Annotated in this window: 11 protein-coding genes and 3 tRNA genes; 8 read left to right on the top strand and 6 right to left on the bottom strand. The window is 51.4% G+C overall.

Annotation, left to right across the window (positions count from 1 at the left end; all coding sequences use genetic code 11):
* Positions 1–56: 56 nt before the first annotated feature.
* Positions 57–980: a tRNA (adenosine(37)-N6)-dimethylallyltransferase MiaA gene (gene miaA / locus CHB92_RS18815; RefSeq protein WP_089320786.1), complete on the bottom strand. Its 924-nt coding sequence runs from the start codon at positions 978–980 to the stop codon at positions 57–59.
* A gap of 336 nt (positions 981–1,316) precedes the next feature.
* Between miaA and CHB92_RS18810 the strand changes: the two genes are divergently transcribed.
* Genes CHB92_RS18810 through CHB92_RS18790 form a run of 5 tightly spaced genes read left to right on the top strand, consistent with a single transcriptional unit; the run spans position 1,317 to position 9,544 of the window.
* A complete protein-coding gene (locus tag CHB92_RS18810; protein ID WP_089320814.1) occupies positions 1,317–6,551 on the top strand; it encodes a PAS domain S-box protein in 5,235 nt (1,744 codons plus the stop codon).
* A 3-nt stretch (positions 6,552–6,554) separates the two neighbouring features.
* Positions 6,555–6,935, top strand: a complete 381-nt coding sequence (locus CHB92_RS18805; protein ID WP_089320785.1) for a response regulator — start codon at positions 6,555–6,557, stop codon at positions 6,933–6,935.
* On the top strand, positions 6,936–7,211 hold the full coding sequence (locus CHB92_RS18800; protein WP_089320784.1) for a hypothetical protein: 276 nt from the start codon (positions 6,936–6,938) through the stop codon (positions 7,209–7,211).
* Positions 7,208–7,972 carry an MBL fold metallo-hydrolase gene (locus CHB92_RS18795; protein ID WP_089320783.1) on the top strand — a complete coding sequence of 255 codons (765 nt, stop codon included), beginning with the start codon at positions 7,208–7,210 and terminating at the stop codon, positions 7,970–7,972. Before CHB92_RS18800 ends, CHB92_RS18795 begins: the two co-directional genes overlap by 4 nt.
* A complete protein-coding gene (locus CHB92_RS18790) occupies positions 7,973–9,544 on the top strand; it encodes an NFACT RNA binding domain-containing protein (RefSeq protein WP_089320782.1) in 1,572 nt (523 codons plus the stop codon).
* A 305-nt stretch (positions 9,545–9,849) separates the two neighbouring features.
* Here the strand turns inward: CHB92_RS18790 and CHB92_RS18785 are convergent.
* Positions 9,850–9,931 (bottom strand) — tRNA-Leu (locus CHB92_RS18785).
* A gap of 295 nt (positions 9,932–10,226) precedes the next feature.
* On the opposite strand from CHB92_RS18785, the gene CHB92_RS18780 reads away from it, so the two are divergent.
* On the top strand, positions 10,227–10,985 hold the full coding sequence (locus CHB92_RS18780) for an ABC transporter ATP-binding protein (RefSeq protein WP_089320781.1): 759 nt from the start codon (positions 10,227–10,229) through the stop codon (positions 10,983–10,985).
* Positions 10,986–11,043: 58 nt separating this feature from the next.
* Positions 11,044–12,405, top strand: a complete 1,362-nt coding sequence (locus CHB92_RS18775) for a hypothetical protein (RefSeq protein WP_089320780.1) — start codon at positions 11,044–11,046, stop codon at positions 12,403–12,405.
* Positions 12,406–12,445: 40 nt separating this feature from the next.
* Here the strand turns inward: CHB92_RS18775 and CHB92_RS18770 are convergent, their stop codons facing one another.
* From CHB92_RS18770 to CHB92_RS18760, 3 genes are all read right to left on the bottom strand, one after another.
* Positions 12,446–13,060, bottom strand: coding sequence for a DUF4403 family protein (locus tag CHB92_RS18770; protein ID WP_089320779.1), 615 nt, complete (start codon positions 13,058–13,060; stop codon positions 12,446–12,448).
* Positions 13,061–13,186: 126 nt separating this feature from the next.
* Positions 13,187–13,259 (bottom strand) — tRNA-Lys (locus CHB92_RS18765).
* A gap of 139 nt (positions 13,260–13,398) precedes the next feature.
* Positions 13,399–13,471: transfer RNA gene (locus CHB92_RS18760), tRNA-Lys, on the bottom strand.
* A 73-nt stretch (positions 13,472–13,544) separates the two neighbouring features.
* Here CHB92_RS18760 and CHB92_RS18755 point away from each other — a divergent pair.
* Positions 13,545–14,282, top strand: a complete 738-nt coding sequence (locus CHB92_RS18755) for an SH3 domain-containing protein (protein ID WP_089320778.1) — start codon at positions 13,545–13,547, stop codon at positions 14,280–14,282.
* A gap of 166 nt (positions 14,283–14,448) precedes the next feature.
* Here the strand turns inward: CHB92_RS18755 and CHB92_RS18750 are convergent, their stop codons facing one another.
* Positions 14,449–15,264 carry an SDR family oxidoreductase gene (locus CHB92_RS18750; protein ID WP_089320777.1) on the bottom strand — a complete coding sequence of 272 codons (816 nt, stop codon included), beginning with the start codon at positions 15,262–15,264 and terminating at the stop codon, positions 14,449–14,451.
* Positions 15,265–15,498: the final 234 nt, after the last annotated feature.

Below are 15,498 nucleotides of genomic sequence, written 5' to 3'. Positions count from 1 at the left end.
TGAGTAAGCGCGGCGTGATGGAAACGCAGGCTTAACAGGTATTCGATCATTGAAGATTACGCCTGTGTCTGCTCTTGGATAAAGGTAACGATCTCCTGCCACTGCTGCGGATGAAACCAGGTATACTCCTGGGGGCTTTTGTTGAACCAGGTAAGCTGGCGTTTGGCGTAGCGGCGGCTATTCCGCTTGAGCAGGCGTACAGCCTCTTCCCAGTCGTACTTCCCCTCCAGGTAATCAAACACCTCCTTGTACCCCACGGTCTGTAGCGCATTGTGCGCCCGGTAAGGGTACAGGGCGCTTGCCTCTTCCAGCAAGCCTTGCTCCAGCATCAGGTCCATGCGCTGGTCTATCCGCTCGTAGAGCTCCGCCCGGTCGCGGTTCAGCCCGACTTTTATGATGTTGAAAGGCCGCTCCTGCTTTTCGCTTCTTCGGAAGGAAGAGTACGGTATGCCACTGCTCAGGCACACTTCTACGGCCCGGATGATGCGCTGTGGGTTGGCCTTATCGACCTGTGCAAAATAAATAGGGTCCCTTTCCTGCAGTTTATCAAGTAAAGGCTGCAAGCCCTGTGCTTCATATTGGCGCGTCAGTTCCTCCCGCACCTTGGGGTCGGCCTCGGGCATCTCGTCCATCCCCTCGCATACTGCCCGCACGTACAGCCCCGAGCCTCCGGTCAGGACCACCACGTCCTTGTCCTCAAAAAGCTTTTCGAGCAGCGCCAGCACGTCCTGCTCATACCCCCCGGCATTATAGTCCTCTGTGATATGGTGCGAGTCGATAAAATAGTGCTTCACCCCCTGCTGCTCTGCCAAAGACGGCTTGGCCGTACCAACGGTCATCTCCTGAAAGAACTGGCGGGAGTCTGCCGAGATAACATCTGTATCGAAATGTTTTGCCAGTTGCACGCACAGGTCGGTTTTGCCTACCGCCGTAGGGCCTACCACCACCACCAGGTGCTTCTTTTTGTTCGTCCTTGTCATATGATCCGCTAACACAGTAGGAGCGCTGTGATGCCACAGCTCTACCGCTGCTATTTACCTCCGCCCTTTGCGGCCTTCCCCCTACCCTCTCTTGATTGCTGTATCCTTGGGCAAAACACCTGTGTATACAGCAGGCGAACAACGGTTTCTTTAGAGGGAGCGTGGCCTTCTGCTTAGGGACAGGCAACACAAACAGGGCTAAGTTCTTGTATACTCACTGCAAGAGTAGCCACTGATGCTTTTTTTTGCTAATTTATCGCTTATTTTATAAAACTAACAGCGTGGCAAGAGGCGTCTTTGCGCCTATTTGCTTCTTTTACCTTTAGCAGTACCAAAATGCCTTATATCCCTAGCCGGCAAGCTGACGCGCAGAACACGGAACAAGCCACCGCCCTTTTACAAGTGCTGGTACAGCTGGCCAAGCCCGCCCACGGAGTGGTTGTGGCCCTCCCGAACGGACAGGTGCTGGCTGCCAACGCACAGGCGCTTATTTATAAGTCTCAGGATACGGAGCCAGGCAATGCCCTGCACCTGCGCGACCTGCTTCGCATTCCTCAGGACAAGTTCCCGGAAGTGATGGAAGAGTTGCAGCAGCAACGCAAATTAACCGGAGAGGTGCCGCTCAGCGAAAACGCGCAGTGCCAGCCGTATAACTACAGTTGCCGCATGGTGCATTTTGGCGACGAAGTGTTTGTATGCGTCGAACTGGCTAACGTGGGGCAACCCACCGCACTGCTGCCATACGATGGCGACAGCTACCACCACGTGTTCGACGGCAGTTCTGAACCGATGTTCCTGTTAGACTGCGAAGGCAACATTATAGACATCAACCAGAGCGCCACAGAACTGATACAGCAGGAGAAAGATGAACTGGTAGGAAAGTCCATCCTAAGAAGCTTTCAGCTGAACCTCTTTGAGCGGGTAGCCCTGAAGCGGCAGCTGCAGCAGGCACAGGTGGGCGGCAAGCAAAAGTTCGAATGGTGGCTGCACGACAGCAACCAGGAGTTACTGCCCGTGGAAGTAACCCTGCAAAAAGGCACCTTTAAGAACAATCAGGTACTCTACGGCTCCATTAAGAACCTGAATGAGGTGATCGGGACCGAACAGGATATCCGCTTCCGGAATCACCAGCTGGAGTTTGTGAACCAGCTGATCACCAACTTGTCTGCCTCTAATGGACAGTATGAGGTGCTGCAGTACACCCTGAACGAGCTGCTGGAGAAAAGCGATGTGACAGGTGGTTGCGTGTACAGCTACTCCTCTGCTGAAGGCAGGGCTTCCCTTTCCTACTCTGTGGGCGAGGAGGGCAACAACCAGCTTCCGGAAGAGCTGAACATAATCCCTGAGCTGGCTGAACGGCTGTTGGGGCCGGACAAGCGAAAAGCGCAGTATTACCTGCAGGAGCAATTGCAGAGTACGCTGCACCGAAAGCTGACACTGGTGCCCATCGCTACAGAAAAAGAACTCATCGCCCTGATCCTGGTGTGGCCCAGCAATGATATCAATATTACGCAGTCTTTTGTGGGCCTGCTTGGCTTCATTGGCACAGCCATCGGCAACTATATCTCCCGACACAAGCTACAGCAGCAGCTCATCCACACCGAGGACAAGTACAGGGCCCTGTTCGAGTCTTCTTATGACGCCATCATTTTGTTTAAGGACGGGAAAGTGGTGGACTGTAACGACAAGACCCTGGAGTTCTTCCGCTGCACCCGTGAAGACCTGATCGGCTTTACCCCAAACGAATACTCCCCGGAGTACCAGCCAGACGGGGAACGATCTGAGGAGAAGGCCGCCAGGATCATGAGGGAAGTGCTGGCGACAGGGAAGTCCGCCACGTTTGAATGGAAGAACAGGCGCAAGGACGGCACCCTCTTTGACGTAGAACTGAATGTGAACCGCCTGATCCTGGACGGGGAGTACTACCTGCAGGTATTTAAGCGCGACATCACGCAGCGCAAGCAAGCGCAGCAGGCACGTCAGCGGGAGGAAGTCCTGCAGGCATCCATGGACCAGTTCCGCAACTTCCTGGATAAGGTCAACCTAATTTATTACAGCCTCGACACCAGGGGAAACATCGCTTATACCAACGACTACTTCCTGAAGTATGTAGAGTACACCCGTGAGGAGCTCATTGGCCAGAACTTCTACGAACTGCTCGTGCCGGAGCAGGACCGGGCACAACGCTGGCAGGACTTTCAGAACTCCTTGGAGAAAAAGCACCTGAGTTCCTACTACGAGCGCGATATACGGACAAAGTCAGGTCAGTTGAAGACCATCCGCTGGAACTGCATGTTCGAGTACGATTCCGAGGGCCATGTAACGGGGATTACCAGCGTCGGAAAGGACATGACAGACAAGCGTATCGCGATGGAGGCCCTGAAGGATAACAAGATCCGCCTCCAGGACCTCTTCGACAATGCGCACGACCTGATTCAGAACATCTCGGTGGACAACAAGTTCATCTTTGTTAACAAGGCCTGGAAAGACCGACTGGGCTATACCGACCAGGACATCGAGGCCCTGACCCTGAACGACATCGTACACCCTTACTACAAGGCGAAGCTCATATACCAGCTCCGGAACTTGTATAAGGGGGAAAACGTGAACAAGATCGAAACGGTGTTTCTGACCAAGGCCGGTAAGCCGGTGCACCTGATCGGCAGTATTACCTGCAGCTGGCAGGACAGCAAGCCTGTCGCCACCCGTGCCATCCTGCACGACATCACAGACCGCATCAAGGCGGAGCGACTGCAGAAGGTATACTACAGTATTGCAAACCTGGCCATAAGCAGCAAGGACCTGAACTCGCTTTACTCCGCCATTCACCGCGAGCTGAGCAAGATCATCGAAACACGCAACATTTACATTGCCCTCTGCGATAACGAGCACAGGTACCTCAACTTTGTGTACCTGGTAGACCAGTTTATCGACAAGTCCTCCAAGGCACAGATACAGCGTCCTTTTTCCGTGGGGCTTTCGGAGTACATTATTGAGACGGGCAAGCCGCTGTACATGCAGAAACAGGAGCTGCAAACGCTCTCGGAGAAAGAGGGATTTACCGTGTTTGGCGCCCTCCCGGAGGTTATCCTGTGCTCGCCGCTGGCTATCGGGGACCGCATCATCGGGGTAATCACCCTGCAGGATTATCAGAATGCGGATGCCTATGTGCACACAGACATTGAGATTCTGCACTTTATCTCGAACCAGGTGGCGTTGGCCATCGAGCGCAAGCGCAACGAAGAGCAGATCAACACCCAGAACGCACGCTTAAACGCTATCTTCGAGAGTGGTACGCACCATATGTGGTCCTTGAACCGCAACTACGAGCTTACCTCATTTAACCGCAACTTTGCCTCGTCTTTTGAGGCACGTAGCGGCCACCCGCTGCAGTTACACATGCCTTTGGACGATACCGCCATTGTAGCTGTGCACGAGAACTCCTATACCTTTTGGGAGGATAAGTACAAGCTGGCCTTTAGCGGTAAGCCACAGCACTTCGAAATATACCTGCAAAGCAAGGATACCTGGCGGGAAGTGTACCTCAACCCGATTTACCTGAACGACGGTAGCTTTGAGGAGATCTCGGGCATAGCCCTGGACATCACCGATAAGAAGAAGTCGCAGCTGGCCCTGGCGGAGAACGAAGAGAAGTTCCGCCACATTTTCGAGTCTTTCCAGGATGTGTACTACCGCTGTGCCATGGACGGTACGATTGAGCTGGTCAGCCCTTCCATCTACCAGCTTTTCGGCTACACCGAAGGGGAGGTACTGGGCCTGAAAGCCGCACAGTTTTATTCCAGCCCCGAGGTGCAGATGGACGTCCGCGAGCGCTTACTGAAAGAATACAGTCTTCGTGACATGGAAGTGGAAATGATCAGCAAGGATGGCTCGACCCGAACCGTACTGCTGGACTCTAAATTGGTGTTTAACGAGCTGGGTAAGCCTATCGCCATGGAAGGCGTGGTGCGCGACGTATCAGAGCTGAAGCGTACGCAGATGGCCTTGCTAAAGTCAAAAGAGGAGGCCGAGAACCTGCTGAAAGTGAAGGACCAGTTCCTGGCCAACATGAGCCACGAGCTGCGCACCCCAATGAACGGCATCATCGGCATGATAGACCTCCTGAGCCAGGTGAACGTGGATCCGGAGCAACGAGACTATATCGATACCCTCCGCAAGTCCTCGGATGCCCTGCTGGCCATCCTGAACGACATCCTGGACCTGAGCAAGATGCAGGCTGGCAAGCTGGTACTGCACGAAAGCGGTGTAGACCTGCACGAGACGCTCGATAAGATTTACTCCCTGTTCGTGAACCGGGCACAACAGAAAGACTTAGCCCTTAGCTATAGCATCGCGCCGGGTACGCCCCGCCATATCATAACCGACGAGACGCGCCTGCTGCAGATCCTCTCCAACCTTACCTCTAATGCCATTAAGTTCACGAATGCCGGGGAAATCAAGGTATCTGTGCATGCCGAGCCACTCGCCAAGCAGTACTACAGGCTGCACGTGCGTGTGAAGGACACAGGTATCGGCATCTCACCGGAAGACCAGCAGCTGCTCTTCAACGATTTTACCCAGCTGGACAATTCGTCTACAAAGACTTTCGGGGGCACGGGGCTTGGCCTGGCCATCTCCAGGCAGCTCTCCCACCTGCTGGGCGGAGACATTGGCGTAGAGTCCCGGGACGGGGACGGCAGCACGTTTTGGTTTAACATAAAGGTGCGCCTCGCCAACGCTACTGAAGTGGAGGAGCAGCAACAGCGCCAGCAGCACCAGAAGGCAGAGCCCAAAGCGTTGGATAACAACCCCTACGTACTGCTGGTAGACGATAACCAGATCAACCAGAAAGTAGCGCAAAAGCTATTGGAGCGGTTGGGGTGCCGCATCGATGTGGCTTCCAACGGATATGAGGCCATAGAGCTAGCAGTCGCCAACAAGTACCAGGTCATTTTCATGGACATTCAGATGCCCGAGATGGATGGTGTAACGGCTACCCTGCAAATCAAGGAGAAACTGGGAAGCAGTTGCCCTCCGGTAGTGGCTATGACGGCTTACTCCATGAAGGATGACGCCGAGAAGTTTATGAGCCAGGGCATGGACGATTACATCTCCAAACCGGTTAAAAGTGCCGACTTGCATGCCATGATCACGAAATGGGAGCAAATGACGCAGCCTGCAGAACAAGCGGCAGGTTCTGAACAAGCCCCGACAGAAGAGGCAGCTGCGACGCCCATCGTTGACCTGCAGGTAGTAGCGCAACTCAAGCAAATAGGCGGGGAGGATTTTGCCAAGCAATTATATGCTGAATTTGAAGAGGAGGCCGGTGAGCTGTTGGAGGAGGCCAAAAAAGAGCTTCAAGCACAACATTACAAAGGTATTTTAAGTACATTGCATCAGCTTAAAGGTACGGGTTTCACCCTAGGTATAAACCCTCTCGCCGAACTTGCCAAGCAATTAGAGCAGGACATTAAGCAGGACCACTTGGAGCATATAGACGAAAATTTCTCCAAATTGCAGACACATTACGAAAACTATCGAAAATCTTACAAGGACATTATATTCAGTTAGCACATGGCCGAAAGCAAAACTATTTTGATCGCTGAGGATAGCTCTGTTATCCTTAACCTGACAAAGAAGATCCTAGAGCTCCAAAACTATAAAATCTTGGTTGCCAAAAACGGCGGCGAAGTGATAAAGCAGGTTGAGAGTAACAAGATCGATGCGATTTTAATGGACCTGAACATACCCGTAAAGAACGGGATGGACTGTACCCGTGAGATTCGCGCGCACAAGGACAAGGACATTGCCAATATCCCGATCATTGCTGTGACCGGCAACGCGAACAACTACAGCATGGAGGACTTTAAAGAAGCCGGTGTGAACGATTACCTGCCCAAGCCGCTGGATTTTGACCTGCTTGTAGAGACAGTAAAAAAGTATACAGGAAAGTAAATGGAGCTTAAGTACACGCGGCCATTCTTAAATAAGCTGGAGGATATTTTTGCAGAGTCGGATTTTGTGCTGCGCTACGAAAAAGGCAATTTTAAAGCCGGGTACTGTGTGCTCAAGGATATGCGCGTAGCTGTGGTAAACAAGTACTACAGCCTGGAGGGCAAGATCAACTGCCTGTACGATATCCTGCGCAGCATAGCAGTAAACGAGGAACAGCTAAGCGAGAAAAGCCGCCAGCTTTACCAGCAAATCTGTAACCAGGAAAAAGTTAATTGAAAGTAACATTGCTAGGCACAGGCACCTCGCAGGGCGTACCGGTTATCGGGTGCTCCTGCGAGGTTTGCCGTTCTGTAGACTATCGTGACCAGCGCTTGCGTGTGTCGGTGCACCTGGAGGTAGCGGGTAAGAGCATTATCATTGACTCCGGCCCGGACTTTAGGCAGCAGGTGCTGCGCGAGCGCATTAAAACACTGGACGCCCTGGTGTTTACCCATGAGCACAAGGACCACACCGCCGGCCTTGATGACATCCGTGCCTACAATTTCTCTCAGCGCAAAGACATGCCCCTGTATGCCGAAGAGCGCGTATTAAAACAGCTAAAGCAGGAGTTCTCCTACATCTTTGCCGATTTCAAATATCCGGGTATCCCCCAGGTGCGCCTGCACACAATTGATGGCCTCGGGCCGTTTGAGGTAGAAGGTGTCCTGTTCACGCCAATCCGGGTCATGCACTACAGGTTGCCGGTACTTGGCTACCGGGTAGGCGATTTTTCCTATATCACGGATGCCAATTTCATTTCGGAGGAGGAAAAGGAAAAAGTAAAAGGCTCTAAAGTGATTGTGCTGGATGCCCTCCGGCATGAACCTCACATCTCGCATTTCTCGTTGGAGGAAGCAGTGGCGCTGCTGGAGGAACTGCAACCGGAGCAGGCCTATCTCACCCATATCAGCCACCTCATGGGCCTGCACCGTGAAGTAGAGGCAGAACTGCCCGAATTTATCCGACTAGGCTATGATGGCCTACAGATAGAAGTATAAGTGCATCAGAACTACTACTTTTTACGGCAACTAACCCAGTCCCTGCGCCCAAAGCTAACAGGCATGCAGGTAGCCACGGCTTTTAGCCAGAATAAAGATGAGCTAATCCTGGGCTTTGCCAGTCCGGAACAGGAGTTGTACATCAGGGCTTTGCTCACCTCGCAATTCGCTTCCCTGTCTTTTCCTGCCGACTTCCACCGGGCCCGCGCCAACAGCGTAGACTTGATGCAAGCCCTGCAGGGGCAGGAAGTGCAAGACGTGGTACAGCACCAGAACGAACGAAGCTTTTACCTCCGGCTTTCAGAGGGCTTTCTGCTGCTGTTTAAGTTATTTGGCAATCGGTCCAACATCATTCTGTACCAGGGAAACGAAGCCTTGGAGCTCTTCCAGAATAAGTTTCGCAGCGATGCAGAACTAGATCCGCTGCACATGGACCGGCCGCTGATGCAGAACTTCGAAGCCTTTGCGGCGGCAAACGGAAACCTGCGCAAGGTGTACCCTACCTTTGGCGATATTCCTGCCCTTTACCTGCAGGAGCGGAACTACGGGCAGGCGTCACTGGAGGAGAGGTGGGAGTTGGTACAGGACATGCTGGACATACTGTTGGCTCCACCCGCTTATTACATCCTGCGTCTGCACGGAAAGCTTCGCCTCTCCCTCCTCCCCTTAGGCGAAGTCCTGCATACCTATACCGACCCGTTGGAAGCCCTCAACAGTTACACCCGCTTGTATCTCTCAGAGACAGGTTTCGAGCGGCAGTATGAGCAGGCAAAGCAACAGCTGGAGCGAAAGCGCCATGTTACACAAACCGTGCTGGACCAAAGCGAGCAAAAGCTGCAGGAGCTACGCCACGACCGTTCTTACTCCCAGACAGCTGATGTGCTCATGGCCAACCTCTCCAACATCCCTCCCCGCGCCACAGAAGTAACGCTGTACGACTTTTACACCGACCAGGACCGGGTGTACAAGCTGAAGCAAAACGAAACGCCCCAGAAGCAGGCTGAGCGCCTTTACCGCAAGGCAAAGAACCAGCACGTAGAGGTAAGGCAGCTCGAAGAGAAAGTAGAACGGAAGCTGGAAGAGGTGATCATGCTGGAGGATGCTTTGCAGGCCCTGGCAGAGGTGCAGGACTATAAGGGCTTAAAGCTTTTTCTGCGGGAATACGCTTCTTTGCTTACCACCAAACAGCAGGCCCAACAAGAGGCCCCCTTCCGGGTGTTTGAAAGCGAGGGATACAAGATACTGGTCGGGAAAAGCGCTAAAAACAACGACGAGCTCACCCAGCGCCATACCTACAAAGAAGACATCTGGCTGCATGCAAAAGATGTATCCGGCTCTCATGTGGTGATCAAGCACCAGGCCGGCAAAACAATACCTGCTACTGTACTGGAAAAAGCAGCCCAGCTCGCAGCGTACTACAGCAAGCGTAAGAATGACTCCCTCTGTCCTGTTATCCACACCCCTAAAAAATGGGTGCGCAAGCCCAAAGGGTCAGCCCCGGGCGCCGTGGTGGTAGAGCGGGAGAACGTATTGCTGGTAAAGCCGGAGAATCCTTTCGCCACCCAACCTTAACAAGCATACACACCGGTAAGTAAGGCTGTGGAGATACTGCTCTGCTGGTGCTGTAAATTAGACTTGATCTTCCCTTCAAGAGGATGCCTTACACGAGTGGGACAGCCCGTAAATACAGCACCTGAAATAGAAGCTTGATACTTCTACGGTAGCCTACACAGATGCTATAGGCTAGCTATTCCACAAGCACAGATACAAATTCAAAATTCTTGGATAGGAAATTAAAAGCTAGACGAAAGCCGGTTTACTGAGAAAAGAGGGCTTCAGCGAAATATTGCCTCTTACGAGAAGCAAGAAAGGAAAAGTGCGCACGGGGAGATTCGAACTCCCACACCCGAAGGCACCACCCCCTCAAGATGGCGTGTCTACCGATTTCACCACGTGCGCAGGTAAAATGTGGTTGCAAAAGTAAATAGCCGATTTGACATATGCAATGCTGCCTTCACAAAAACTCTTTGTTTTCATACGATCGTGGCCTGTATTTTAAACCTATGGCATCAGAAACCTTCGGGCACCTTGGGCTGTTGATTATTTTACAGGACTTCTTGTTACACAAAGGTGTGTAAAATGCAAACACAAGCGGCCTAATGTGTAGGACAAGCAAAGGTTTATACCTAATTTTATACCTGTGCAACAAGTTGTTAGCGCTTAGCACCTATTACCCGGATTATAATTATTGGATATGAGCATTGAGATAAGGGGACTTTCGAAATCGTTTGGGAAGAAACAGGTGTTACAGGAGTTAGACTTAACCATAGAAACAGGGCAGTGTTATTGCCTGCTTGGTAAAAACGGGGTGGGAAAAAGCACCTTTCTTAACTGCATCCTGGACCTGATGCAGCCTGATGCCGGCACCATTACCTTACTCGGCAAGGACTATAAAGCCCAGCCTCTTGATATAAAGCAAAACCTGGGCGCTTTGTGCGAAGACAACCCCCTGATAGAGGAGTTTACGGGGCTGGAGTACCTCACCTTTGTTTCAAAGCTGCACCGCCTGTCCCCTGCCGAGAGCGAGGAACGCATCAGCAGTCTTACGAATTACTTTTTCTCTGACCCCGAATCCCTGCAGAAAAATATCGCAGGCTACTCTACCGGGATGAAAAAGAAAGTAGGCATTGCGGCCGCTATCCTGCACAAGCCACAGATCCTGATCCTGGATGAGCCTTTCACCGGCCTGGACCCAATTGCCGCCCAGTTGCTGGTTAAACTGATCCGGAGTTATAGTACACAGAACCGTGCTGTCCTGATCTCTTCGCATGACCTGAACTACGTGGAAAAGGTAGCTACGCACATTGGAGTGCTGAACGACGGACAGTTGATGTACAACGGCTCCGTGCAGGAGTTTACCATGAATGGGGAGAACCTGATCGACCAGGCCTTGTTCCAGTTACTGCTGCCACACCATAACACAGACACGAACCTGGATTGGGTACTTGGTTAAAAACCTGCTCCCACAGCTCTCGTTCACCTCCGCTTCTCACTGCATTATTCGTAAACCCATGAACCTCGTTTCCTTCTGCTGCCGTGCCCGCGTGGCAAGCTTTTTTCGCCACAGGCGGCTGCAGCGCATCCTACTCTTAGCGCTGGGCATTGTAGGGGCCGCCATTTACAGCTGGCTTTTCTCGTCGCTGCTAGAGCAAGCCCAAGCAGGGGCTACGTCCCTTTCTGTAAATAAAGTGCTGGAATACGCGAACCTGCTCTTGCTGGCTCTAATTATCCTGAAGGGCTTCTTCCCGGCCTACGTTCCGAAAACAGAAATCATTCCGCGCATCTACCCTGTTTCGGCCATTGAACGGTTCCGGACGGAGCTAATCGTAGAACTGGTGTCGCCGTTTTACTTTATACTGCTCAACTTCCTGATCCTTCTGTTCCTGATGTCTCCCGCCTATACCGCCTTACACCTCCTGCAAAGTGTGATGGTCCTTTTAACAGCACACATCACTTTACGGGCGCTGCAGGTACTGGTGGAGCGAAAGATACGCTGGCGGCACCATATGTTTTTTGCCGCTGCTGTGATGGCAGCAGCCTTTGTAGCCATTCAGGTACAGGAGCCTACCTTTACTCCTGCCTATAGCTGGTTAAAAATTATCGTGCACATGGCGGCACTGGGCTTTTTAACCGCCTCGAACTACTTTTTAGAGGCGTCCGCCACAGAACCGCGCCGAAAAGTGGTGAGCCATAGCAGCAGCACGCGACGCAGCCTGAGCTGGCGGCTGTTCAAGAACCATAAGCTGGCCCGGCAAATGCTCATCTTCGGCATGGTCTTTAAAGCCCTTATCCTGGGCGCTGACGCCCTGTCCTACTCCAAAGAGGGGAAGCATATCCTGGACGAAATTGTAACGCTCTGGCTGTTCGTAGGCCCTCTGGTGATCTTCTCCTATGTCTTTAACAACATCTGGGGCTTTTACCGTAACCTGTGGCTGACGATTGAACGCAGCAGCGGCAACTACAAAGACTTTATTAAAGCAAGCCTGCTTCCCCTACGCGTACCCCTGTTGCTGGACGCTGTGCTTACCTTCCTGTACGTTGCCCTGTTTAACCACCAACATGCCCTGTTCATTGTGTTGATGTATACCGGCAGCATCCTACTGCTAATACCCTTTGGTCTCATTGCCTCTTTTGTAAGTCCCAAGGCTGTGAAAGGGGGTATTTTCAGCTTTAGTGCCAAGGTATCCTACCTCTACAACTTTCTGGCGATTGCCTTGTTTGCCATGCTCTTTCTGCCCCTGCTCCACCCGGTGCTGTACCTGCTTTACCCGCTGCTGATTGGCGGTACTTTCTTCGCTTTAGCAGCTGTTTTGAAAGAGTACCCGAGGTACAAGTACAAGCTGTTCCAAACGCTTTACAAGACAGAGGGGTAGCATGGGCTACCCCTCTGTCTTTACTTTTACTCGAAGCTTCTCAGCCGGGCATGAGGCCAAGCAAATCATGTATGTCCACCTCCACATCACCGAGCAACTCTAGGGAGAGAGACACCTGCTCCTGCTGTGGAACAATGTCCTGTACGCGTACCTCCGTAACTGCTCCCGTCAATACAAGCCCTTTCAGTGCAAGCCCTTTTTCTAACAAACCATTGGCCTTCACCATCTCTTTCGATATGATGTCGCTCAGGTTAAACCTGGTCTTTCTTAAGATTTGCGTATAGGCTACCTTATTTGCCAGCACCTCTAAAGCGGTATTATAGAAACTACTGGAAGTTCTGGATTCGGCCTTGAACTTGCGGACAAACAACTGCTGTGTTGTATTTTCATACCCTAAAGTTGCCCGGACATATAAATCGACCTGATCCCGCTTGAGCACAGTACGGAGAACTCTTATTTTGATCCTGAGGATGACATCATAAGCACCTGTGCTACTTCCAGTAATCCCCACATCCAGGACTTGGGCGTAAGGGAGTTCATTTACACCTTGTTCTGGTCTGGGGATATACTCCCCAACCATTTGCTTCTGCAGTACACCTTCCAGCGCTGGATATGAAACGGTGATGGGCACATGAATTTTAATTGCATTTTCCATTAGTATAGGCAGATGGTGCTGTGTCAATTAAAGAAATCCGCTTTCTCCTGGCTCCTCCCCCACAACCGTCAACTTTACCGAAAGTAGAAAAAAAAAGCCTCAAACTTGCGTTTGAGGCTTAAGAAGTGATCCCGCTGGGATTCGAACCCAGGACCCATACATTAAAAGTGTATTGCTCTACCAGCTGAGCTACAGAATCAGTAAATGTTCCCTTGTTTGGGAGGGCAAAGGTAAAAACTTTGTTTTAAACTGCAAAGATAATTGCAAGCTTTTTACCTTCGTTAGAAGTGCAGACAGAGCCAGCCTTTCCGAGTTGAAAAGGCGCTGCTTTCTGCTAGTGATCCCGCTGGGATTCGAACCCAGGACCCATACATTAAAAGTGTATTGCTCTACCAGCTGAGCTACAGAATCAGTTTATTTCTTAACTTGCGTTCTCAAGGCGTCTCCCTGAATTGCGATGCAAAAGTAACAGCTAAGTTTTAAAATGCAAAGACTTTGGTTCAAAATATCTGCCTTTTTAGTGCTTATTTTGCCATTTTTCACAGAACCCGCTTATTGCCAGCAAGATAAAAAAACACTCGCTAAAGCCGATTCTCTGTTCCAAAGACAGTACTACACGGAGGCCTTTGGCCTGTATGAGCAAATCTTGGAGGAACAGCAGCAGTACTCCCCGCAGATGCTCCTCAAGATGGCCTACGTGAAAGAAGGCATGCGCGATTATACCGGGGCGATGTACTACCTGCACCTCTTCTATACAAAAGAACCCAGCCGCTCTACCCTAAAAAAGATGGAAGAGCTGGCACAGGCACACCGTTTACAGGGATACGAGTATAACGACCTGCAGTTCTTTAAAACACAGTTCAGCAAGCACTACATGCTCTTGCTGGAGCTGATGCTGCTTGTTGCCGTGGTAACCGTTACCATTATGTTCATTAGCTGGCGAAAGGGGCACAAGTTCTCACAGCCCTTTAAGATAGGCTTTACCCTTTACCTGCTCTTTATCTTGTATTACATCAACTTCCTGAACCTGGGGAATGCCGGCATCATCAAAAATGATTATGTGGCCATTATGTCGGCCCCCTCGGCGGGCGCAACCTGGCTCGCTACGGCTACCCAAGGGCATAAAGTACCTATTACAGGCGAGCGGGACATCTGGTACGAGATCAAGTGGAAAGGAGAGAAAGCTTTTATCCGGAAAAACAACCTGCTGGAACTACCCTAAGGATAATGGACGAAAGGCTTACGAAGAAAGAAAAAGGGCTTATGTGCACTGTCAGAACTTAACAGCAGAGCATGAAACGGTCTGCTATAGTCTTAAAACAAGAAAGGCAGCCCCTCGTGGGGCTGCCTTTCTTGTTTTATTGGTCCTTTATCCAACAGTCCCTTGTCTAACGAGGCTTCTTCAGCGGGGAGTCTTTTTCCTTGGCCATCACGTTAAACACCAGCTTGTCGGCCAGGCTCGGGAAGAGCTTGTTTACCCACACCGCCATTTTGCCTTGTGTGGTCATCACCAGGTCACGCTTGCGCTTGACAGTGGCTTTCAGGATGCGTTCTGCCACTTCCTCGGCACTCATCATTTTCTCCTCTGCACGTGGTGTCTCGCCTTGCTGCTGTCCGTTTGCAGACAGGGCCGTGTTCCGGATATTGGAGGCTGTAAAGCCCGGACAGGCCAGCAGCACGTGCACACCGCTGTAAAGCAATTCGGTACGCAAGGTCTCCAGAAAGCCGTGCATCGCAAACTTGGAGGCAGAGTAGCCTGTACGCGCCGGCAAACCCCGGTAACCAGCCACGGAAGAAATACCAATCACAGAACCTTTTGCAGCTTTAATGTAAGGCAAGGCATATTTGGTACTATACACGGTACCCCAAAAATTAATGTCCATTACCTGACGGAGCACATTCAAGTCCAGGTCCTCGAACAGCGCGCGCATCGAGATTCCTGCATTATTGATCAGCACGTCCAGCCTGCCATACGTCTCCACAGTCTGTTGCACCATGCGCTGGCACTGTTCTTCTACGCTTACATCCGCCTGCAAGGCCAGGTTATCAATGCCTGCTGCTGTTAGGTCCTTTGATGTTTGCTCCAGGTTCAGAGGATTCCGGCCAGAGAAGGCGATCTTTGCGCCTGCCCCTCCAAAGGCAAAAGCGAGCGCCTTGCCAATGCCTGATGTACCACCCGTAATTAAAACTACTTTATCTTTCATGGTTTGATCTGTCCCGATTAGGATCGTAGCTGCAAAGATAAGTTTAATTGCGAATTGCCACGGACAGGCAGCTTTTCTAAAAAGCCGCTTAGACCTGCTAGATGCAAGTGCTTCATAGAAGGTACCAAACCTTATCTAAAACACTTTTTGGTTTTTACCTTAGCCTCACGGCTTCACTTGTTAATCCTTGCCTTCGTGTGCTATCTTCCGCTCTTGTCCCTATTCTGCTTAATA

Origin of the sequence: Pontibacter ummariensis (assembly GCF_900188175.1) — a bacterium.
In the GTDB taxonomy this organism is placed as follows: domain Bacteria; phylum Bacteroidota; class Bacteroidia; order Cytophagales; family Hymenobacteraceae; genus Pontibacter; species Pontibacter ummariensis.
Note: the sequence above shows the minus strand (reverse complement) of the source record. Positions and strands in the feature narration are given on the sequence as shown.